General features: G+C 65.1%; 19 protein-coding genes. 3 read left to right on the top strand and 16 right to left on the bottom strand.

Annotated elements, in window-relative coordinates:
- Genes Q352_RS0104810 through Q352_RS23240 form a run of 9 tightly spaced genes read right to left on the bottom strand, consistent with a single transcriptional unit; the run spans position 1 to position 7,408 of the window.
- A complete protein-coding gene (locus Q352_RS0104810) occupies positions 1-978 on the bottom strand; it encodes a type II secretion system F family protein (RefSeq protein WP_028498358.1) in 978 nt (325 codons plus the stop codon).
- Positions 975-2,357 (bottom strand): TadA family conjugal transfer-associated ATPase, encoded by a 1,383-nt coding sequence (locus Q352_RS0104805; RefSeq protein ID WP_028498357.1) that lies wholly within the window; start codon positions 2,355-2,357, stop codon positions 975-977. The genes Q352_RS0104810 and Q352_RS0104805 overlap by 4 nt, the downstream gene beginning before the upstream one ends.
- A gap of 2 nt (positions 2,358-2,359) precedes the next feature.
- Positions 2,360-3,574, bottom strand: coding sequence for a CpaE/TadZ family protein (locus Q352_RS0104800; protein ID WP_028498356.1), 1,215 nt, complete (start codon positions 3,572-3,574; stop codon positions 2,360-2,362).
- Complete coding sequence (locus Q352_RS19860) at positions 3,571-3,987, bottom strand: CpaD family pilus assembly lipoprotein (protein WP_169735632.1); 417 nt, start codon at positions 3,985-3,987, stop codon at positions 3,571-3,573. The genes Q352_RS0104800 and Q352_RS19860 overlap by 4 nt, the downstream gene beginning before the upstream one ends.
- Before the next feature lie 14 nt (positions 3,988-4,001).
- Positions 4,002-5,381, bottom strand: a complete 1,380-nt coding sequence (locus tag Q352_RS0104790) for a type II and III secretion system protein family protein (protein WP_084299854.1) — start codon at positions 5,379-5,381, stop codon at positions 4,002-4,004.
- 14 nt (positions 5,382-5,395) lie between these two features.
- Complete coding sequence (cpaB, locus tag Q352_RS0104785) at positions 5,396-6,343, bottom strand: Flp pilus assembly protein CpaB (protein ID WP_028498354.1); 948 nt, start codon at positions 6,341-6,343, stop codon at positions 5,396-5,398.
- Between the two features lie 17 nt (positions 6,344-6,360).
- Positions 6,361-6,888 carry an A24 family peptidase gene (locus Q352_RS0104780; RefSeq protein ID WP_051528688.1) on the bottom strand — a complete coding sequence of 176 codons (528 nt, stop codon included), beginning with the start codon at positions 6,886-6,888 and terminating at the stop codon, positions 6,361-6,363.
- 20 nt (positions 6,889-6,908) lie between these two features.
- A complete protein-coding gene (locus Q352_RS19855) occupies positions 6,909-7,106 on the bottom strand; it encodes a Flp family type IVb pilin (protein WP_051528687.1) in 198 nt (65 codons plus the stop codon).
- 20 nt (positions 7,107-7,126) lie between these two features.
- Complete coding sequence (locus Q352_RS23240) at positions 7,127-7,408, bottom strand: hypothetical protein (protein ID WP_156952472.1); 282 nt, start codon at positions 7,406-7,408, stop codon at positions 7,127-7,129.
- 88 nt (positions 7,409-7,496) lie between these two features.
- Between Q352_RS23240 and Q352_RS0104770 the strand changes: the two genes are divergently transcribed.
- Entirely contained in the window at positions 7,497-8,393 is an 897-nt protein-coding gene (locus tag Q352_RS0104770) for an EamA family transporter (RefSeq protein WP_028498352.1), read from the top strand.
- Here Q352_RS0104770 and Q352_RS0104765 read toward each other — a convergent pair whose 3' ends face one another.
- Genes Q352_RS0104765 through rdgB form a run of 4 tightly spaced genes read right to left on the bottom strand, consistent with a single transcriptional unit; the run spans position 8,394 to position 12,203 of the window.
- On the bottom strand, positions 8,394-9,980 hold the full coding sequence (locus Q352_RS0104765) for a mechanosensitive ion channel family protein (RefSeq protein WP_028498351.1): 1,587 nt from the start codon (positions 9,978-9,980) through the stop codon (positions 8,394-8,396). It abuts the gene before it with no gap.
- A gap of 51 nt (positions 9,981-10,031) precedes the next feature.
- Positions 10,032-10,412 (bottom strand): deaminase RidA, encoded by a 381-nt coding sequence (ridA, locus tag Q352_RS0104760; RefSeq protein WP_028498350.1) that lies wholly within the window; start codon positions 10,410-10,412, stop codon positions 10,032-10,034.
- 1 nt (position 10,413) lies between these two features.
- On the bottom strand, positions 10,414-11,607 hold the full coding sequence (gene hemW / locus Q352_RS0104755; RefSeq protein WP_036385258.1) for a radical SAM family heme chaperone HemW: 1,194 nt from the start codon (positions 11,605-11,607) through the stop codon (positions 10,414-10,416).
- Positions 11,604-12,203, bottom strand: a complete 600-nt coding sequence (rdgB, locus tag Q352_RS0104750) for an RdgB/HAM1 family non-canonical purine NTP pyrophosphatase (RefSeq protein ID WP_028498348.1) — start codon at positions 12,201-12,203, stop codon at positions 11,604-11,606. Before rdgB ends, hemW begins: the two co-directional genes overlap by 4 nt.
- 262 nt (positions 12,204-12,465) lie before the next feature.
- Here rdgB and Q352_RS0104745 point away from each other — a divergent pair, with 262 nt between their 5' ends.
- Together Q352_RS0104745 and Q352_RS19850 are read left to right on the top strand one after the other, a co-directional pair.
- Positions 12,466-14,652, top strand: coding sequence for a patatin-like phospholipase family protein (locus tag Q352_RS0104745; RefSeq protein ID WP_158537413.1), 2,187 nt, complete (start codon positions 12,466-12,468; stop codon positions 14,650-14,652).
- A 55-nt stretch (positions 14,653-14,707) separates the two neighbouring features.
- A complete protein-coding gene (locus Q352_RS19850) occupies positions 14,708-15,070 on the top strand; it encodes a hypothetical protein (RefSeq protein ID WP_051528686.1) in 363 nt (120 codons plus the stop codon).
- Positions 15,071-15,131: 61 nt separating this feature from the next.
- Here the strand turns inward: Q352_RS19850 and Q352_RS0104735 are convergent, their stop codons facing one another.
- From Q352_RS0104735 to aotJ, 3 genes are all read right to left on the bottom strand, one after another.
- Positions 15,132-16,154, bottom strand: a complete 1,023-nt coding sequence (locus Q352_RS0104735) for a GlxA family transcriptional regulator (RefSeq protein WP_084299850.1) — start codon at positions 16,152-16,154, stop codon at positions 15,132-15,134.
- Positions 16,155-16,463: 309 nt separating this feature from the next.
- Complete coding sequence (locus Q352_RS0104730) at positions 16,464-17,591, bottom strand: succinylglutamate desuccinylase/aspartoacylase family protein (protein ID WP_028498345.1); 1,128 nt, start codon at positions 17,589-17,591, stop codon at positions 16,464-16,466.
- A 26-nt stretch (positions 17,592-17,617) separates the two neighbouring features.
- Entirely contained in the window at positions 17,618-18,382 is a 765-nt protein-coding gene (aotJ, locus tag Q352_RS0104725) for an L-arginine-binding protein AotJ (RefSeq protein ID WP_028498344.1), read from the bottom strand.
- Between the last annotated feature and the right edge of the window lie 514 nt (positions 18,383-18,896).

Here is an 18,896-nt window from a genome sequence, read left to right as displayed (position 1 = left end):
TCAGGTCTCCAGCTTCGACATTCGGTTGATCAGTAGCAGGCCCAGGGTTGCCAATGCAGTGGCGGTCCACAGGATGTGGCGACCACTCTCGGTATGGAACAGCACACCGATATAGTCTGGGCTGCTGACCCACAGCGCGGCCAGAATGCAGACCGGGACGGCCGCGATCACCTTGCTGGCGGTACGGCCCTCGGCCGTCAGTGCCTTGGCCTTGAGGCCCAGCTCGCGCCGGGTACGGATGATCTGCGACAGGTTCTCCAGCGTCTCGGTCAACTGGCCGCCGGTTTCGCGCTGCAACTGCAGGCAGACGACAAAGAACGAAAAATCGGAGATGGCAATGCGGCGATCGGCGTCTTCCAGCACCTGCTGCATGTCGATGCCGAGCCGCAGGGCGTCGCCCATCAGCCGGAACTCGGTGCTGATCGGCGCGGCAAATTCGTCGCCGGCGCTGTGGATGGCCTTGGCGACCGGCATGCCGGCGCGCACTGCACGCACGATCAGGTCGAGCGCGTCGGGAAACAGGTGCAGGAAGCGACGGTTGAAACGTGCGACCAGAAAACGGTAGCCGAGCACGGCAAGCAGCGGTGGCAGGGCGGCGACCAGCAGCGCCGACTGCCACAGCGCCAGCGGCAGCAGCGGTGCCAGCAGCATGCCGGCAACGGTAAGGAGAATGATGACTACGAGCAGGATCTTGCTGTCGCGCGGTCCGGCGACGGTTTTCAGGCGACCCAGGTAGCGGGCGGCAAGCCGCTGCAACAGGCCATCCTGCTGACGGCGCTTGAACAGCGCATCGCCTCCCTGAGCATCGCTGCCGCCGGTATCGACCATGCGTTCCGCCAGGCTGGCAAACAGGCGGTCGCGTATGCGCTGCGGCGGGCGCTGGCGCCACGCGTCGCGGCTCCAGACCACGGCCAGCCCGATCAGCAGCGCGGCGATGAATGCCGCCAGCGTCAGCAGATTCAGGGTGGCCGGGTTCATGACTGCATCGCCTCCAGCAGCGCTGTTTCCAGTCCGTAGTAGGTCGCACGGGTGGCGAACACCGGACGCATGCGCGAGCTCTCGAAACTGCCCTTGACCTCGTCGCCATAGGTGCTCGGATCGTATTTGAACTGGAACAGGTCCTGGGTAATGATCACGTCGCCTTCCATGCCGGCGATTTCGGTGATGCTGGTAATGCGGCGCATGCCGTCGCGCATGCGCTCGATCTGCACGATCAGGTGCACGGCGCCGGCGATCTGGCGGCGGATCGACACCAGCGGCAGGCTGCCGTGCGACATCATCACCATGCTTTCCAGCCGGGTGATGGCATCGCGCGGGGTGTTGGCGTGGACCGTGGTCATCGAGCCGTCGTGGCCGGTGTTCATCGCCTGCAACACGTCGAACGCTTCCGCGCCCCGGGTTTCACCGAGAATGATGCGGTCGGGGCGCATCCGCAGCGCGTTGCGGACCAGGTCGCGCTGCGAGATCTGGCCGAGGCCTTCGGCGTTTTCCGGCCGGGTTTCCAGCCGGACCACGTGCGGTTGCTGCAGCTGCAGTTCGGCGGCGTCCTCGATGGTCAGGATGCGTTCATTGCTGCTGATGGTGCGTGACATCGCATTCATCAGCGTGGTCTTGCCGGAGCCGGTACCGCCGGAAATCACCACATTCAGCCGGCAGGCACTGGCGATTTCCAGCAGTTTCGCCATCGGCGCCGACAGGTTGCCCTGCTGGACCATGCGCGAGAACGTGATGTTCTTCTTGGAAAATTTGCGGATGGCGATGCAGGCGCCATCCAGCGCCAGCGGCGGCAGCACCACGTTGACCCGGCTGCCATCGGCGAGCCGGGCGTCAACCATCGGGCTGCTTTCGTCGACCCGGCGACCGATCGACGCAGCAATGCGCTGGGCGACATTGACCACGTGGGCATTGTCGCGGAACTTCTGCGGTGCCAGTTCCAGCCGGCCATGGCGTTCGACATAGATCTGGTCCGGGCCGTTGACCAGGATATCGGTCACGCTGTCATCGGCCAGCAGCGGCTCGATCGGGCCGATGCCGAACATGTCGTTGAGAATCTCGTCGACGGCCTGGCCCTGCTCCTGGGTGGTGATGCGGATGCGCTCGTGGTCGATCAGGTCGGAGACGATCTTTTCCACATCGCTGCGTACCTGCTCGCGGGTCTTCAGCACCGCAACCGACACGTTCATCGATGCGAACACCGCATTGCGCAGGGTGTGGAACTCGGACGAACGAACCAGCAGTTCGCTGTCGTCGACCGCCACCGGCCGCTCGGGCACGGCCGCCGGCTCGGCACTGCCCGTGCGGGAAACCGGGGCCGGTGCAGCGGCGACCGGCGCCTCGTTCTGCTTGCGTCCGAACATGCTCAGCCTCCCCGTTTCAGCAACTGACGCCAGCGCGACAGCACTTGCGGTTTCTGTGCCGTGCCGCTGAGGTCGTCGGCCAGCCGGGCGATGGCCAGGCCGAAGGTCGATTTCGCCGCCAGGGCCTCGCCAAGATTCTCGGCGGTGGCCACGCTCAGCGCGTCATACGGCAGTTCCTGCAGTACCGCGCGCCGGCAGGCGTCGGCAAGGTCGGCGCTGGCGACATGGGCGGCGCTGACCGGCGCCGGCTGGTTCAGCAGCAGCGACACTACCGGTTCGTTTTCGCGGTTGCCGGCATAGCGCACCAGCCGGGCGATATTGCGCGCCGAGTGGACGCTGCGGTCGGCAACCACGTACACCACCTTGGACTGGGTCAATGCTTCCTCGGTCAGTTCGCCATGGCACAGGCCAGGCGGCGGGGCATCGACCAGCACGTAGTGGAAGTGCTGTTTCAGCACATTGATCAGTTCGGCGGCCGCGCCGGCGCGCAGCGGAAACGCCTGCTCGAAATCGAGTTCGGCCGACAGCACGAACAGCCGGCTGCTGTGGGCAACCAGCGTCCGTTCCATGTACTGGGTATCCAGCCGCTGCACGTTCTGCAGCACATCGGTCAGCCCGTTATTGCTGTCCAGTCCGAGCAGGATATTGACGGTGCCGCCATGCAGGTTCAGGTCGACCAGTGCCACCCGGCGCTGGCTGACATTGGCCAGATAGCGTCCCAGATGGGTGGCGATGGTGCTGACACCGACACCGCCCCGGGTGCCGAGCAGGGTGATGACCTTGCCGGTGCGCGCCTGTTGCAGCGGTTCGGACTTGCCGAGCATGCGCATCAGCAGGTCGACCGTCAGCGGCTTGACCAGATAGTCGCGCACGCCGAGCTGCAGCAGGCTGCGATACAGGCCGACATCGTTCTTGCCGCCGACCACATAGACCTCGACCGACGGCTCGCAGGCATCGGCCAGCCGCGCCAGCTCCGACAGCGGCGTATCCGAGCCGGAGACGTCGATCAGCAGTTGCAACGGCGCCCGTTCCAGCTTCTGCAGGAATTCAATCGCCTGGTCGACGTTGCCGCGTGCCACATGCGCATGCGGCAGCATCCGCTGCGCAACATAGCGCTGAACGATGGCGGCGCTCTCGTCGTCGGCCAGAAAGGCGACGAATTCGGCATGGCTGGCCTGTTTGCCGGCTGACGGGCGCAGCATGTCGATCATGCTCATTGCGATCCTCCGCCGCTGCTGCCGCCGCCCTGCTGGCCGTCAGTCGACGAGGTATTGCGCAGCGGGGTGACCTTGCCGTCCTTGTAGCGCTGGACGGCGCTGCTGGCGGTGGTGGCGTCCTGGCCGGCGTAGTCGCGGCCGCGCAGCAGATCGTTCGGATCGGCAATCATCGTGGCCAGATTGCGCTGGGTCGCGCAGCCGAAAGCTATCACCGGCCGTTTCCTGAATTTGAGCGTGTCCCACATGTATGAGCGCTGGGCCAGCGGTGCACAGTCAGGCACGCTGGCGTGGCCGCTGGCATCGACACGGATGATTGATGCGTCCGGCATTCTGGCGGTGCCAAACGGCGCGCAGGCCGTCAGCATCAGCAGCAGGGGCAGGACACGGAGCAGGGGGAAACGAGAATTCGGCATGAGGCGCTCCCGGTTCAGTAGGCAAAGCCGGCATTGCCGGTCAGGCGCGGCGTGTCGCCATCAAGCGGATCGAGGCCAATCTGCTGCTGCAGCACGGTTTCGACATCGCTGGCCGGGCGGATGCTGTCCAGTGCCGAACGCAGTTGGCCGGCACCGGCCGGTTTCACCAGATACGGCGTAACGATGACCACCAGTTCGGATTTGTTGTTCTGATAGTCGGTCGACGAGAACAGCTTGCCGAGAACCGGCAACTGGCCGAGGCCGGGCAACTGGCTGAGGATGTCGCGCACATTGTTCTGCAGCAGGCCGCCGATGGCGAAGCTCTGGCCGCTGCCGAGTTCGACCGTGGTTTCCACCCGGCGGATCGACAGCCCCGGGATGGTAGAACCATTCATGACGATGCTGTTGGCCTGGCTCAGTTCGCTGACTTCCGGTCTGACTTTCAGGCTGATGCGGTCGTTGGCCAGCACGGTCGGAGTGAAGTCCAGCGCAATGCCGAACGACTTGAATTCGACCGTGATCGCCGCCGAGCCGCCACTGCCGCTGCCGGTCTGGGCGACCGGGATCGGGAATTCGCCGCCGGCCAGGAAGCTGGCGGTCTCGCCGGACACGGCGGTCAGGTTCGGCTCGGCCAGTATCGTCATCAACCCTTCGCGGTCGAGAACGTCGATCACGCCGGTAATCGACGTGTTGCCGGTCTTGTAACCGCCGAGCAGCGAGTAGCCGCCACCGGACGGCAGGATGAGCTTGCCGGCATCGGTATAGGCATCGCGGCCACTGATAAAGCCCCACATCGAGTTGCCGGACGAGCCGATCGCCGCCCAGTTGATGCCGAGCTGCTGTACCACGTCACGCGATACCTCGGTAATGCGTACCCGCAGGTGGACCTGGGTCGGACTGGACAGCGTCAGCCGGTTGATCAGCGTTTCCTTGTCGCCCAGCGATGGCTGCAGGGTCTGGGCAACGGCATTGATTTCCTGCGCGCTGTTGACCGCGCCGGACACCATCAGCGAACCAGGGGCCGATTCGATCTTCAGTCGCAGGTCCGGGAAGCGCTGGCGCAGCAGCCGGGACAGTTCGGTCACATTGTGCTGGACCGCGATCCGCCGCTGCAGCAACGGCCGGCCGGCGGCATCGAGTGCGTACAGTGTGGTGGTGCCGGTCTTCTTGCCGAGCACGAACACGGCATTGGCCCTGGGCACCTGCACATCGGCGATGTCCGGGTCGGCGATAAAGACGGTCGCTGCCGCGCCGGGCAGGTGCAGCAGTTCGCCACTGCCCATCGCCAGTGTCAGCAGTTCGGCATTGGCCGAGACGGCCGATGCGGCCAGGGCCGGCAGTGGCGACAGGGTCAGCAGGCTGGCAAGCAGCAAACGGGAAGGGGAATGCATCATGGCGAGGCTTCGATTCATTGCGGTGGCGGCACGGGAGCCGTGGCAGAGGCGGGCGCCAGCAGCCCGGCAAGGCCGGTGGGCACGCCGGTCTGATTGTCGCGTTTCGACCCGCGCAGGATGACCACGCCTGCCGCATTGCCGGTGGAGAGTCCACCCGACGACGGGGCTGCTCGCTCACTGCGCGGTGGCGTCGCTGCCCGGGCGGCCTGCGAGATGTCGCCGGCCCAGGTCATGCCGCGTGCCGGCGGGATTTCCTCGGTCGGTGCGCCTTCGCGCCCCTCGTTGGCGAAGCTGCGCAGCGCCAGCGACAGTTCGCCCATGCGTGCCGCGACGGTAATGATCTCGGCTGCGCGCGGCGACACTTCCAGTGACGCCGTGCTGGCACGGGTATTGGCGCTGTCGGCGTCCTTGGGACGGGCAATGGTGCTGCCGACGGCAATGACGCGCAGGCCGGTGGCGATGGTTTCGCTGACCACTGCCTGGCCGGGCGACGCTTCGCGCATCGACTGGGTCAGGATCAGATCGATAAAGTCACCGGGCTGGATCAGGCCGGAGTTGCCGGATACATCGGTAATCGGCACCGAGATCGCGCGCATGCCCGGTTTCAGCGCGGCCGCGAGGAAGCCCGGCGTGTCGGCGGCGATCACGTCTTCAAGACGGATCGGCGCACCGGCCGCCAGCGGATGGCGCACCAGCGCGCCTTTCAGTTGCGCCAGCTTGTCGGTCTCGTTGCGGGTGATGGCGCCTTTCGGCACCTGATTGACGGCCATGTCCTGCCAGTTCATTTCACTGTCGCGCAGCAGACGGCCCGGCGGCAGCTCGGTGGCGGCGACACGGACCGGTACCCGTTCCGGCTTTGCGGGTGCGGTCGGGGTGTTGGCATTGAGCAAGGCGGTACGCAGCACAAGCGCAATCACGGCCGCCGCGATCAGCAGCAGGCAGCCTCGAAGTACAAGTTTCATTCAGATTCAGCCGTTGATCATGCATGCATCGAGAAGGAGGTCCATACCGCATACAGACCGCCCAGGGACAGCGCGATGCCATAGGGCACGCCAGGGACCGGTACCAGACTGGACAGAGCCCGATGCAACCGGCTGTCAGGTGCGAGGCGAGGCAGCATTCTTTCCGCCGCCAGCCCGGTCAGAGCAAGCAGCAGTCCGGCCTGGGTAATCAGCAGCAATGTGGTACCGGCAGCAGCAGGACCGGCCCACAACATGACTGTTGCCGCCAACTTTGCATCACCGCCACCAAAGCCGCCGATGGCGACCAATATGGCGCAGAACAGCAATGTGACCAAGGCAATGGCAAGATGGGGAATCAACTGGCCGGGAGGCCAGCCTGCACTCAGGAGCTGTACTGGAAACAGCAGGGCGAGGCTGGCTACCTGCTGATTTGGCAACCGACGATACAGCAGGTCGTGCCACGCCAGCCCCACGAGTATCAGGCTGGATGCACTGGAAATGCCCAATGATGCCCAGTGCTGCGCGCCAGTCCAGAAACTCTCCATCAGTTCACTGCGTTTGCTTATTATTTTGGTGTCGCCTGGGTGTCAAGCTTGCCGACCGCATCGGTTGCCTTTGTGAAGGTAGAAGTGTAAAGCGCAGTAATCTTCGGGCCGATGGCAACCACGGCAACGGCAACCACGGCCGCCAGGATCGCGTATTCCAGAGCACTGACACCACGTTCGTCGCGGGCGAATTTTTTCAGGAAGGATTTCAGTTTCATGGCAGTTTTTCCGGGGTCGTTCACAAAAACAATGGCACTCCCCACAACAGGGAAGCCATCGCCGCTCCGGAACGGCGTTCATGGCGCATGGACGAAGAGGGTCTGCCGCGCACATGATGCCAGGCACTCCGGGGCGTCTGGGATTGGGCGCAATATCGACCTTTCCGGACTTCCGGTGGTTGATGCACATCAATCGTCACTGCATATTTGATGAAATTTGCATCAAATTCAATCCGCAGAAGTACGAATTGACATTTCGCATTTGATGGCTGGCGAAAATCTTGTGTTTGAGCGGCCGCCATGGCTGCAATCTGCTGGCGATTGAAACAGAAGTAAATCGTTCAACTATTTGAGAGTATTGGTGAGTTTTTCCTGTTTTTCGGAGTTTTCATGCCATTGTCCGATTATGCCAAAGCGCTATTGATTGTTATTGTCTGGGGCGTCAACTTCGTCGTGATCAAGTGGGGCCTGGCCGGTCTGCCGCCGCTGCTGCTGGGGGGCGTGCGCTTTACCCTGGCGGCTTTGCCGGCCATCTTCCTGATTCGCCGGCCGGCAGTGCCGTGGCGCTGGCTGGTTGCCTACGGGCTGACCGTCGGCTTGTGCCAGTTCGGCTTTCTGTTCTCGGCTTTGTATGTCGGCATGCCGGCCGGGCTGGCGTCGGTGGTGCTGCAGTCGCAGGCCTTCCTGACCCTGGTGCTGGCGGCCTGCCTGATTGGCGAGCACTGGACGCGGCCGCAACTGGCCGGCCTGCTGTTCGCCGGCGCCGGGCTGGCCCTGATCGGTGCCAGCCACGGCCATGGCATGACACTGCTCGGTTTCCTGTTAACCGTGGCGGCCGCGGCCTGCTGGGCGGCGTCCAATATCGTGGTGCGCAAGATGACGCAGGAAGGCCACCACCCGGACATGCTGGCGCTGGTGGTGTGGTCGAGTCTGGTGCCGCCGCTGCCATTCCTTGCCCTGTCGCTGGCGATCGAGGGACCGTCGACGGTGTGGGCGGCGCTGGCCGGCTTCAGCCTGCAATCACTGGCCGCCGTCGCCTATCTGTCATTCGGCGCGACGCTGCTCGGCTACAGCCTGTGGAGCGGTCTGCTGGCACGCCATCCGGCCAACCGGGTGGCACCGTTCTCGCTGCTGATTCCGGTGGTCGGCCTGAGCACGGCGGCACTGTTGCTTGATGAATGGCCGAGCCCGCTGCAGTGGGGCGGCAGTGCGCTGCTGATCGTCGGGCTGGTGGTCAACGTTTTCGGCGGGGGGTGGATGGCGCGAATCAGGGCAAGGGCCGCCTGATCAGGCCGGCGGGCGGCGGGCCGGCGGCGGATACCAGTCTTCCGGTGCCACCATCTGTGGCGTGTGCGGGTCGTCCTCGTAGTTCGGCGAGGTGATCTGCACGCCGTACTCGTTGAACACGTCGAGAATGTGGCTGTGCAGCTCGTCGAGAATGCGCAGCCGCTCACGCGGTTCGTCCAGCGCCACGCGCAGGCTGTATTCGACATAGTAGTCCGACAGCCGGGTCTGGAATACGAACGGTTTCGGGTCTCGGCGCACGCCGCTGGTGCGATCGGCGGCCATCAGCAGCATTGCCTCGACCTGGCGCCATGGCGTGCCGTAGCCGATGGTCAGCGTGACCAGCTGGATCACGCCGCCATCGTGCGCGAGGCGGGAGAAATTCTTGACGCTCTGGCTGACCAGCACCGAGTTCGGAATGCTGACTTCCTCGCGCAGATTGGTGTGGATCTTGGTCGCGAACAGACCGATATTGGCGACCGTGCCTTCGATCTCGCCAACCGACACGTATTCACCGGGACGGATCGCGTGCGAGTAGATCAGGATCAGCCCGCTGGCGAACTGGCCGACCACGCTCGATGCGCCGAGCGACACCATCAGGCCGATCACCACCGACAGCCCCTTGAAGGCATCGGTGTTGGCGCCGGGGAAATACGGATACATCATTGCCAGCGCAAACAGCCACAGGGCAACGATCAGGAGCTTGCGCGTCGTCCCGGCGGTGTCCTGATCGAACAGGGGCAGGGTCAGCTCGCCGCTTTCGACCCGGGACAGCAGGTAGTGGACGATCTGCACGGCCCAGCGCGTCAGGACGATGATGACCAGCACCACGCCGATGCCGGGCAGGGCGTCGACGGTGGCCAGACCGATGCGCAGCGCAAAACCGAGCAGGGTCACATCGAGGGCCTCGCCCCAGGCACGGGTGATCGGGAAGGTCGACAGCAGCATCGACAGTCCGATATAGAGCACGGCAAGGACCCAGAGTGCACTGGCCAGCCGCACCGTACCGCGCACTGCGCGTTGCCAGAACGGTATACGGAACAGCAAATGGTTGCCGGTCAGGCGGGTTTCGGCCAGCCGCCGCGCACTGGCCGTGGCCCTGGCGCCGGCGGTCAGCGCCAGCGCGACACCAAGCAGGATCAGCACCGAGCGCAACAGGGCAAACAGGAAGCGGGCCGGCGAGCGCAGTTCGCGCCGCTCGGTCATCAGGGTGTTCAGGGTGGTCAGCGCGTGGCGGACCACGTCGGCGCGGGTTTCGCCGGTCAGCGCATCGGCGTCACCGGGGCCGACCATGAACAGGAAGCGGTCATCGATCTGGATCGACGTGCCCTGCGGCAGTTCGCGCGTTTGCAGTTTGCCGTCCGGGTGGCGCTCCAGAACCTGTTCGACCCGCGAGTTCGCGGCGGCGGCCCGCTCTGCAGGCGGATAGCCAAGCAGCACGCTGCGAAACACCACCACGTCGCGATTGTCGATGCGCAGGGTAGCCGGCGGCGGGGCGGCCGTGGCTGTCGTGGCGACAGGGGCCGCGTCCGCCGCCCGGAGTGGTGTGGCGGCGAGCAGGAACAGCCAGAACAACAGGATGGCACGCATTTCGGCTCCAGACTGCTGACAAGGGAACTGCCCGCCGCGGGAGAGGGCGGCTTACAGTGCCATTACGCCTTCCGCCTCGACCAGCGCGCCCTTCGGCAGCGCGGCCACGCCGACCGCGGCACGTGCCGGGTACGGCTGCTGGAAATACTGGCCCATGATTTCATTCACTTTAGCGAAATGGCCCAGATCCGTAAGGAAGATATTCAGTTTGACGATATGGTCGAGCGAGCCGCCGGCGGCTTCGGTCACGGCCTTCAGGTTGGTAAACACCTGATGGACCTGGGCTTCGATACCGTCGACCAGCTGCATGCTGGCCGGGTCAAGCGGGATCTGGCCGGATAGGTAGACGATGTCGCCGACGCGGACGGCTTGCGAATACGCGCCAATGGCGGCGGGAGCGCGATCGGTATGGATGATGTGTTTTTCTGCCATTTCAGTTTTCCTCTCGAAGAAACAGGGTGAGTAGATCATTCAGGAAACGCTGGCCCTGCAGCGTGGGCCGCAGCCGGGTCGGATCCGGATCGAGCAGGCCGCGCTCGACCGCTTCGCCGAGCGGGCGGGCTATGCGTGCCAGCGGCAGACCAGTTCGTTCGCCAAATAGCGAACTCGGCACGCCGTCGATCAGCCGCAGCGCGTTCATCATGAACTCGAACGGCAGGTCGGCCAGTGCGACCTCGTGCTCGTTCTGTACCGGTTCGCCGCGCCCGACTGCCTGCAGGTAGGCGGCCGGTTGCTTGTGACGCATCTGCCGCAGGACACGGTCGTGCAGGGTGATCTTGCCATGCGCGCCGGCGCCGATGCCGATGTAGTCGCCAAAACCCCAGTAGTTCAGGTTGTGACGGCCGGCCCGGCCGGGGCGACAGAACGCCGACGTTTCGTAGTGCTCGAAACCGGCCCGGGCCAGTCTGGCCTCGATGGCCTCCTGCATGTCGGCCGAGGTGTCGTCGTCCGGCAGTTTGGCCGGAACATGGCGGGCGAACAGCGTGTTCGGTTCGATGGTCAGGTGATAGCAGGACAGATGGGTCGGTGCATGGGCCAGCGCCGCATCGACATCGGCCAGGGCATCGGCCAGCGACTGGCGCGGCAGTGCATACATCAGATCGAGGTTGAAATTGCCGAAGATATCGGCGGCCAGATCGGCGGCATGGTGTGCCTCGCGGCTGTCATGCACGCGACCGAGCGCAGTCAGGTAGCGGGCATCGAAGCTCTGGATGCCGATCGACAGCCGGTTGATGCCAGCAGCGCGATAGTCGCGGAAACGGCCGGCTTCGGCCGTGCCCGGGTTGGCTTCCAGCGTGATCTCGGCATCGGGGTCGAGTCGCAGCCGCGCCCGCACGCCGGACAGCAGCCGGTCGATGGCCTCGGCGGAGAACAGGCTCGGCGTGCCGCCGCCGATGAAAATGGTCCGCAGCGGGCGTCCCCAGACCAGCGGCAGCGCGCAATCGAGATCGGCCAGCAGCGCATCGACATAGCGCGTCTCGTCCAGGTCATCCCGGACCTGATGCGAGTTGAAATCGCAGTACGGGCACTTGCGGATACACCACGGGATATGGACGTACAGCGACAGCGGCGGCGGTGCATCCAGCCGCCAGCCCGAGGCGCCGGGCAGGGCCAGGGTCGTGCTCACCGGGCAACAGCCCCGAGCTTGCTCACCAGCGCCGCGAGTGCCTGGCCGCGATGGCTGTCACGGTTCTTGATCACCGGATCGAGCTCGGCCACCGAGCAGTCATGCCCGGCCAGCCAGAACAGCGGATCGTAGCCGAAACCGCCATCGCCGCGCGCCGCACGGAGGATCTCGCCACGCCACAGCGCATCGGCGACGATGGGCTGCGGGTCGTCGGCATGGCGGACCAGCACCAGTACGCAGTAGTAGTGACCGGCGCGATCGGTGCGATCCCCCAGCTCGTCGAGCAGTTTCTGGTTGTTGCGCGCATCGGATTTCGGTTCGCCGGCATAGCGGGCCGACAGCACGCCGGGCTGGCCGCCGAGTGCATCGACACACAGGCCGGAATCGTCTGCCAGTGCCGGCAGGCCGGTCAGCCGGCTGGCGTGGCGGGCCTTGCGCAGCGCGTTTTCCAGGAAGGTGGAAAACGGCTCGTCGGTTTCGGGAACATCAAGCTGTCCTTGCGGGATCACTTCACCGATGCCGAGCGGTGCGAGCAGGGCGGAAAATTCTTTGAGCTTGCCGGCATTGTTCGATGCCAATACGAGTTTCGGGAACATGCGGGGTATCTGGAGTCGGGAGGCGGACAGCGGATTGTAACCTGCCAGCGGCAGCATCGACGCCGATGCGACTGACGCGGGGCGGGAAAATCCGCTCCCGTTCAATATAATGCCGACCTGACGCATGCCGGATCGGCATGTCATGGCCCACCGCGGTCGTATCCACCCTTACTGGTTCTGCATGCCCTTGCCTACGCGTTTCTGCTGTTTCTTCGTTTCGCTTCTGATGGTCGTGGGCGGCTGGGGGCTTGCCGCGCCCGCCATGGCTGACGATGCGCCGCCGGCGACGGGGGCCGACAGCCGTCCCGCGCCGCCCCGGCCCCGGGTCGGGCTGGTGCTCGGCGGCGGCGGCGCGCGCGGCTTCGCCCACCTCGGCGTGATTGCCGAGCTGGAACGGATGCGCATCCCTGTCGACTGTATTTCCGGCGCGTCGGCCGGTGCGCTGATCGGCGGCTTCTATGCCAGCGGCCAGCCGATCGAGGCCCTGAAGAAAGCGTTCGCCGATGCCGACTGGGACGGCATGCTGGCCGGCAGCCCGAATCGGGCCGACGTGCCGTTCAGCGCCAAGCGAGACGACTTCGTCAACTATTTCAACATGCGCTTCGGTTTCAGCGACGGTCAGTTGCGGTTGCCGCGTGGCGCGATCAACTCGCAGGAAATCGACCTGTTCATCCGCTCGCTGGCGCGCGATGCGCGGGTGCCGGACTTCGGCAAGCTGCCGATTCCGTTCCAGGCCATGGCGACCGACCTGATCACCGGCCAGCCGGTCACCTTCAACAGTGGCGATCTGGCGACCGCGCTGCGGGCAAGCATGGCGGTGCCGGGACTGTTCGAGCCGGTCGACTACAAGGACACCCTGCTGGTCGACGGCGGTCTGGCGCGCCAGCTGCCGATCGAGAACCTGAAGAACCAGTGTGCCGACATCCTGATCGTGGTCGATGTCGGTACCCGCGCGCTGAAGAAGGATCAGATCCGCACCGTCTTCGACGTCATTGCCCAGAGTACCAATATCGGCGTGCAGCAGAATGTGGCGCAGCAGATGAAACTGCTCGATGCACGCGATATCGTCATCCGGCCCGATCTCGGCCAGTACACCAGCGCCGACTTCAGCGCCAGTCGCGAACTGGCCGAACTCGGCCAGCAGGCCATTGCCCGGCGCCGTGCCGATCTGGCCTGGCTGTCGGTCGGCGAGGACGAGTATTCGGCCTGGCAGCGCCATCGGGACGTGCCGCTGACTCCGGTGATTGTCGACCACGTCAAGGTGCAGAAAACCCGGATCGCCAATCCGACCCTGCTGGCGGCCGATGTCGAACCGCTGGTTGGCAAACCGCTGGATACCGAAGCCTTTCATCACACCCTGCGCGCGCGTTATGCGACAGGTGACTACGAGCGGCTGAACTACAGCCTGATCGAGGACCAGGATGGCTCGACCACGCTGGACGTCCGGGCCGAGGACCGTGCCATTGCGCCGAACGTGCTGCGCTTCGGCATGGGACTGGCCGGGGAAACCGAAGGCGATTCGACCTTCAACCTGTATTTTGGCCATACCCGGCGCTGGGTGAACGAGGCGGGGGGCGAGTGGCGCAACAGCATCGTGCTCGGCAAGGACAATGGTTTGCGCACGGAGTTCTACCAGCCGTTTGCCGCCGATTCGAACAACTTCGTGGCGGCCAGCATCGGTTATCACGATCGGCCGTATACGCTGTACACCGCCAACGGAGACAAGTCTGCCCAGTTCCGCCTGGCAGCGGCGCGGGCCACGGTCGAGTACGGCCGCTCGCTCGGCAACTACGGCGAAGTCCGTCTGGGCGTGGTGTCCGGCTACGACCGGGTCGAGCGCGACATTGGCGACCCGAATTTCATCGACCGGACCCGGCAGCGGATCGGCGGCCTGACCGCCAGTGCGGTGATCGACCAGTTCGACAATCCGCGCCTGCCACGCGACGGCTTCCTGGTGGCAGCATCCGCGTACAAGGGCGTGCCGGCGCTGGGCGCGAGCGAGGCCTCGCATTCGGCGCAGCTGCGGCTGGACAAGGCGTTCCTGTGGGACAAGGACACCGTGTTCCGCGCCACGCTGAAGGGCAGTTCGATTTCCGACCTGCAGGACCTGAAGAGCGACGATGCATTCTCGCTGGGGGGCTTTCTCAATCTGTCCGGTTACAAGAACGAGCAACTGGTTGGCGACCGTACCGCGCTGCTGCGGCTGATGGGCTACCGGCGGGTGGCGACGCTGCCCTCGGCGATCGGCACCGGCTTGTATCTGGGGGCGTCGCTGGAAGCGGGACGGGTGTGGGGCACGCCGGACGGGCTGACCCAGCGCAACCGCTGGATTCCGGCCGGTTCGGTGTTTGCCGTCGCCGACAGCCTGCTGGGGCCGTTCTTTATCGGCCTTGGCTATGCCGATGGGGGGCAGCTGACCGGCTACATGTACCTCGGTCTGGATTACTGAGCGGGCGGGGCGGATAATCGGCAGCCGCCCCCGTCATCCGGAAAAGGAGCCCCCGATGCCTTCCTGCTGCGACAAACCCGGCAACAACCGGGCCCGCTACTACGCACTTGCGGCCATTGTCATTGCCGTCGTGCTGCTGGTGGCGCTGCTGGCCGGTTGCGGCACCACCCGGCTGACCAGCGCCAACTATGACCAGATCCGTGACGGCATGAGCCGTGGCGAGGTGGCGGCAATCATCGGCGAGCCGTCGCAGATGGTCGGCGGCCAGTTCATGGGCGTCGACGGCGGCGGGGCAATGTGGCGCGAAGGCGATACTGCCGTGCTGGTCCAGTTCATGGATGACAAGGTGGTCGGCAAGCAGATGACCAGAGGCACCGCGACGCGCTTGCTGGGCGTCGGTGGCGATCTGCTGCAATAGGCCGGTCATGGATTGAAAAAAGCGCCCCGGGGCGCTTTTTTCAATCTCGGGGGCATGCGAATCAGGCTTCGGCGGCGTGCCGGCCCGGCAGTGCGCGCTGCGCGCGTTCCTCGCGCGGCGTGATGCCGAAATGGTTGCGGTAGGTGCTGGAGAAATGCGGGCCGCTGGAGAAGCCGCACGACAGGCCGATCTGCACGATCGACTTGCTGGTTTGCTGCAGCGACTGGCGGGCGCGGTTCAGCCGCAGCTCAAGGTAGTAGCGCGACGGCACGGTATTCAGATACTGCTTGAACAGCCGCTCGAGCTGGCGGCGCGACACGCCGACATAGAAGGCGATGTCATCGGTTGACAGCGGCTCCTCGATGTTGGCTTCCATCAGGCTGACGGCTTCGGTCAGTTTCGGCTGGCTGCCGCCGATGCGGGTAGCCAGCGGAATGCGCTGGCGTTCATTGCCGGGACGGATGCGTTCCAGGCTGAACAGCTCGGACAACTCGGCGGCGAACTCGTTGCCATGCTGCTGGCTGATCAGCGCCAGCATGAAATCCAGCGTCGCGGCACCACCGGCGCAGGTAGCGCGGCCACGGTCGATCTCGAACAGGTTCGAGCTGACGATCACATCGTCGAACGCTTCGGAGAAGCGGGCCATTTCCTGCCAGTGGATCGTGGCCCGGTAGCCGCTCAGCAGCCCGGCGCGCGCCATCCAGTAGGCACCGGTCTCGATGCCGGCCAGCAGCAGCGGTTCGTGGGCGAACGGCGACAGCGCCTGCGACAGCGCGTCGATGTCGACATCGACGGACAGGTCGTCGGAGAACAGGAAAATCCCGTCCAGCTTCGGCGCGGTCTTCGGTGTCAGGTCGACGGCCATCTGCACGCCGTTCGCTGCGCGTACCCGGTTGCCGTCGAGCGACAGGGTCAGCATCTCGAACAACGGGCGCTTGGCCCGGTCATTGGCGCAGTCGAGCACATCGAGTGCCAGCGCGTAGCTGGACAGCGAGAACTGCGGCAATAACAGGAAACCGTAGCGCCGGGTCGGCGGTGCGATGCTGTCGTGGGCGGAAGGGCGTTTGCGGAGCGGTGTCGGCACAGAGAGTTCAATGCGTGAGGTTGCTGACAACCCCTTCCCGCCAGTGGTCGGCGGGGCCTTCGCGATGGCGAGGGCGGGGAGGCGAAGTCGTACGGGCTATTGCCCCGTCATGATTTATCGGCCGGGCCGGGTAAAACTTCGCCACCAGGCGTTGCCAACGCGCAGGAGGCACACGCCCCGGGTGGAGCGCACGCCGGGACGGGACGGGAATGTGCGGAGTGTAACCCGAAACGCGACGTCATGCCGGCACATCCGGTTGTGCATCGCAGCGCCTGCGCCCGCCTGCGCCGGCCCCCTGACCGGGGGTGGTCATGCGCTCAGCAACTTGCCGGTTCTGAAGGCTTCCGCGGTCGCAATCTTGGCGACCCACATGCCGGTGGTGGCGTAATGCCGCAGCTCGCGAACGTACAGCATGCCGGCACGCGGCGCGGTCAGCGTGCTGACCCGGCCTTCCAGCGGATCGATGATGTCGGCCACCGCGTCACCGGCGGCGACGGTCTCGCCGGCCGCACGATGGAAGGCGATCACACCGGGGTGCGGGGCGAGCAGGGGCTCCGAGCCGGCCAGCGGCGTGGCCGGATGGCGCAGCGCCGGCAGCGGCGGCGGCGTGCCGGCCACCAGACCGCGATGGGTCAGGAAGGCGATGATGGCGTCGGCGTCCTGCGCGGCCAGTGCGTGGTCGACGTAGTCCTGGCCGCGCAGCTCGACGGTAACCGCAAGGCAGGACAGCGGTATTGGCGTGGCTGGTGTCCGGGCGGCGACCCGTGTCTGCAGCTTCAGCCAGAAGCCGGAGCAGGCTTCGTCGAATGGCGAGTCGCCGGACTCGGTTGCCAGCAACTGTGCGCACGAGCCCAGATAGCGGGCGAGCGGCTCGCAGTCCGGCCACATCGGTGTCAGCGTGTACAGATGCAGGCCGGCGTTGAAATCGCAGTGCAGGTCGAGCACCACGTCGGCATCGGCTGCCAGCTGCATCAGCGTCAGCCGCAGGCTGTCCAGCTCGTTCTGCGGCGCGATCCGCGCCAGGGCCGCGGCCAGCGCTTCCCGCACCCGCCGCACGTTGGCGCCGGCATCGGCGCCGAGCCGGCCGGCGACGGCGTCATGGACCACGTCGGCGAGATCCGGATAGTAGCGGTTGAAGTTCTGGCCGGAGCCGAGTTCAAAGCGGCCGATCTGTACCCCGAGCAGGGTCTGGTCGAGGCCGACCGGATTGGCCATCGGCACCAGCGTCACTTCACCGCGCAGGCGGCCTTCCGCCTCCAGCGCGGTCAGCCGCTGGCGCAGGTGCCAGGCGGTCAGCATGCCGGGCAGTTCGTCGGCGTGCAGCGAAGCCTGGATATAAACCTTGCCCCCGGCGCCGGGGGCGCCGAAATGCAGGCTGGTCAGCTCGCGGCGGGTGCCGAGGCTGGGACTGGTCAGCGGGTGTCGTCTGGATTCCATGCGTGGCTCTCCGGTGTCGGCGCGGCTTACTTGCCGTATACGTCGAAGTTGAAGTAGCGGTCCTGGATTTTCCTGTAGGTACCATCGGCGCGGATCTGGTCAATGGCCTTGTTCAGGCGCTGCACCAGTACGGTGTTGCCTTTCTTCACGGCGATGCCGGCGCCGTCGCCGAAGTACCTGGGATCGTTGTACGACGGACCGACGAAGGCGAAGTTCTTTGCTTGCGGCCGTTTGAGGAAGTCGGTCTCGCCGACCACGCTGTCGACGAACACGCCGTCGATGCGGCCGGCAGTCAGGTCGAGGAAGGCTTCAGGCGCCTTGCCGTACGACACCACCGTCGCCCCGGCCTTGCCCCAGTAGTCGCGTGCGAATTTTTCCTGCGTCGAGGCGCGCAGCGTGCCGATCTTCTTGCCCCGGAATGCATTCTGGTCGACTTTGGTACCGATGCGGGCAACCATGCGTGCCGGGGTGCTGTAGTACTTGTGGCTGAAGTCGACCGCCTTCCGCCGCTCATCGGTAATCTGCATCGACGACAGGATGGCATCGAACTTGTTGGCGTTCAGTGCCGGGATCAGACCGTCCCAGTCCTGCGGCACGATCTGGCACTGGACCTTCATGGCCGTGCACAGCGCATAGGAGATGTCCACATCGAAGCCTTGCAGCTTGCCGTCCGCGCCCTGCTTGGCGAAAGGGGGATAATTGGCGTCGATGCCGAAGCGGAGGGTCTCGGCGCCGGCCGCGGTGGTGGCCAGCATCACGGCGGTGGCGAGGGCTGCGGTGAGTGTCTTCATCTCTTCTGTCTCTCTTGTCTTGACCCGGTCCGGCATGTCTTGTCGCATGCGCCGCCGGCTCCGGTCCTGCCCCGCCATGCTGACGGAAGCGGCCAGCGGATAGTGTCATGAGGATTTTACCCTCACAATGAAAAGTGGATCCGGGCGGGAAGTTCGGTGCAAAAAGGTCGCGGCAGGTGAAAAAACTGTTTTCCGGTCTGTTTGTTGGTTAATCATTGCCTGGATCGCGATAATTGATGAAGTTTCGTGTTTTCTTGTGTTTTTGCGCTGTAAATGCGTGTCGCCAGGGCGAAACTGGCGTTTTCGTCAGCGTCGCTTTCCGCCGGTTTTTGTCGGACAATCCTGCGCTCCGGCTGTAATGCAGCGTCGCAAAACCGAAATGAGTTGCCGCAACTGACGATTAGAATCCACAGGTTGTACGTCCGATGTCAGGGCGTGTCATGTCCCCGCATCCGCCGGCCGGTCACGGTCCGTGTGCGGGGTCATAAGACGCTCTCAGCAGCCTTCAACACAA

The sequence above is a fragment of the Microvirgula aerodenitrificans DSM 15089 genome, from assembly GCF_000620105.1.
Lineage (GTDB): Bacteria > Pseudomonadota > Gammaproteobacteria > Burkholderiales > Aquaspirillaceae > Microvirgula > Microvirgula aerodenitrificans.
The sequence above is the reverse complement of the archived record's forward strand: the minus strand, read 5'-3'. Positions and strand labels throughout refer to the sequence as shown.

Bases quoted from the DNA above. Each gene is read 5' to 3' on its own strand.
- Q352_RS0104810 (WP_028498358.1), bottom strand. From the start codon at position 978: ATGAACCCGGCCACCCTGAATCTGCTGACGCTGGCGGCATTCATCGCC.
- Q352_RS0104805 (WP_028498357.1), bottom strand. From the start codon at position 2,357: ATGTTCGGACGCAAGCAGAACGAGGCGCCGGTCGCCGCTGCACCGGCC.
- Q352_RS0104800 (WP_028498356.1), bottom strand. From the start codon at position 3,574: ATGAGCATGATCGACATGCTGCGCCCGTCAGCCGGCAAACAGGCCAGC.
- Q352_RS19860 (WP_169735632.1), bottom strand. From the start codon at position 3,987: ATGCCGAATTCTCGTTTCCCCCTGCTCCGTGTCCTGCCCCTGCTGCTG.
- Q352_RS0104790 (WP_084299854.1), bottom strand. From the start codon at position 5,381: ATGATGCATTCCCCTTCCCGTTTGCTGCTTGCCAGCCTGCTGACCCTG.
- cpaB (WP_028498354.1), bottom strand. From the start codon at position 6,343: ATGAAACTTGTACTTCGAGGCTGCCTGCTGCTGATCGCGGCGGCCGTG.
- Q352_RS0104780 (WP_051528688.1), bottom strand. From the start codon at position 6,888: ATGGAGAGTTTCTGGACTGGCGCGCAGCACTGGGCATCATTGGGCATT.
- Q352_RS19855 (WP_051528687.1), bottom strand. From the start codon at position 7,106: ATGAAACTGAAATCCTTCCTGAAAAAATTCGCCCGCGACGAACGTGGT.
- Q352_RS23240 (WP_156952472.1), bottom strand. From the start codon at position 7,408: ATGGCGGCCGCTCAAACACAAGATTTTCGCCAGCCATCAAATGCGAAA.
- Q352_RS0104770 (WP_028498352.1), top strand. From the start codon at position 7,497: ATGCCATTGTCCGATTATGCCAAAGCGCTATTGATTGTTATTGTCTGG.
- Q352_RS0104765 (WP_028498351.1), bottom strand. From the start codon at position 9,980: ATGCGTGCCATCCTGTTGTTCTGGCTGTTCCTGCTCGCCGCCACACCA.
- ridA (WP_028498350.1), bottom strand. From the start codon at position 10,412: ATGGCAGAAAAACACATCATCCATACCGATCGCGCTCCCGCCGCCATT.
- rdgB (WP_028498348.1), bottom strand. From the start codon at position 12,203: ATGTTCCCGAAACTCGTATTGGCATCGAACAATGCCGGCAAGCTCAAA.
- Q352_RS0104745 (WP_158537413.1), top strand. From the start codon at position 12,466: ATGGCTGACGATGCGCCGCCGGCGACGGGGGCCGACAGCCGTCCCGCG.
- Q352_RS19850 (WP_051528686.1), top strand. From the start codon at position 14,708: ATGCCTTCCTGCTGCGACAAACCCGGCAACAACCGGGCCCGCTACTAC.
- Q352_RS0104730 (WP_028498345.1), bottom strand. From the start codon at position 17,591: ATGGAATCCAGACGACACCCGCTGACCAGTCCCAGCCTCGGCACCCGC.
- aotJ (WP_028498344.1), bottom strand. From the start codon at position 18,382: ATGAAGACACTCACCGCAGCCCTCGCCACCGCCGTGATGCTGGCCACC.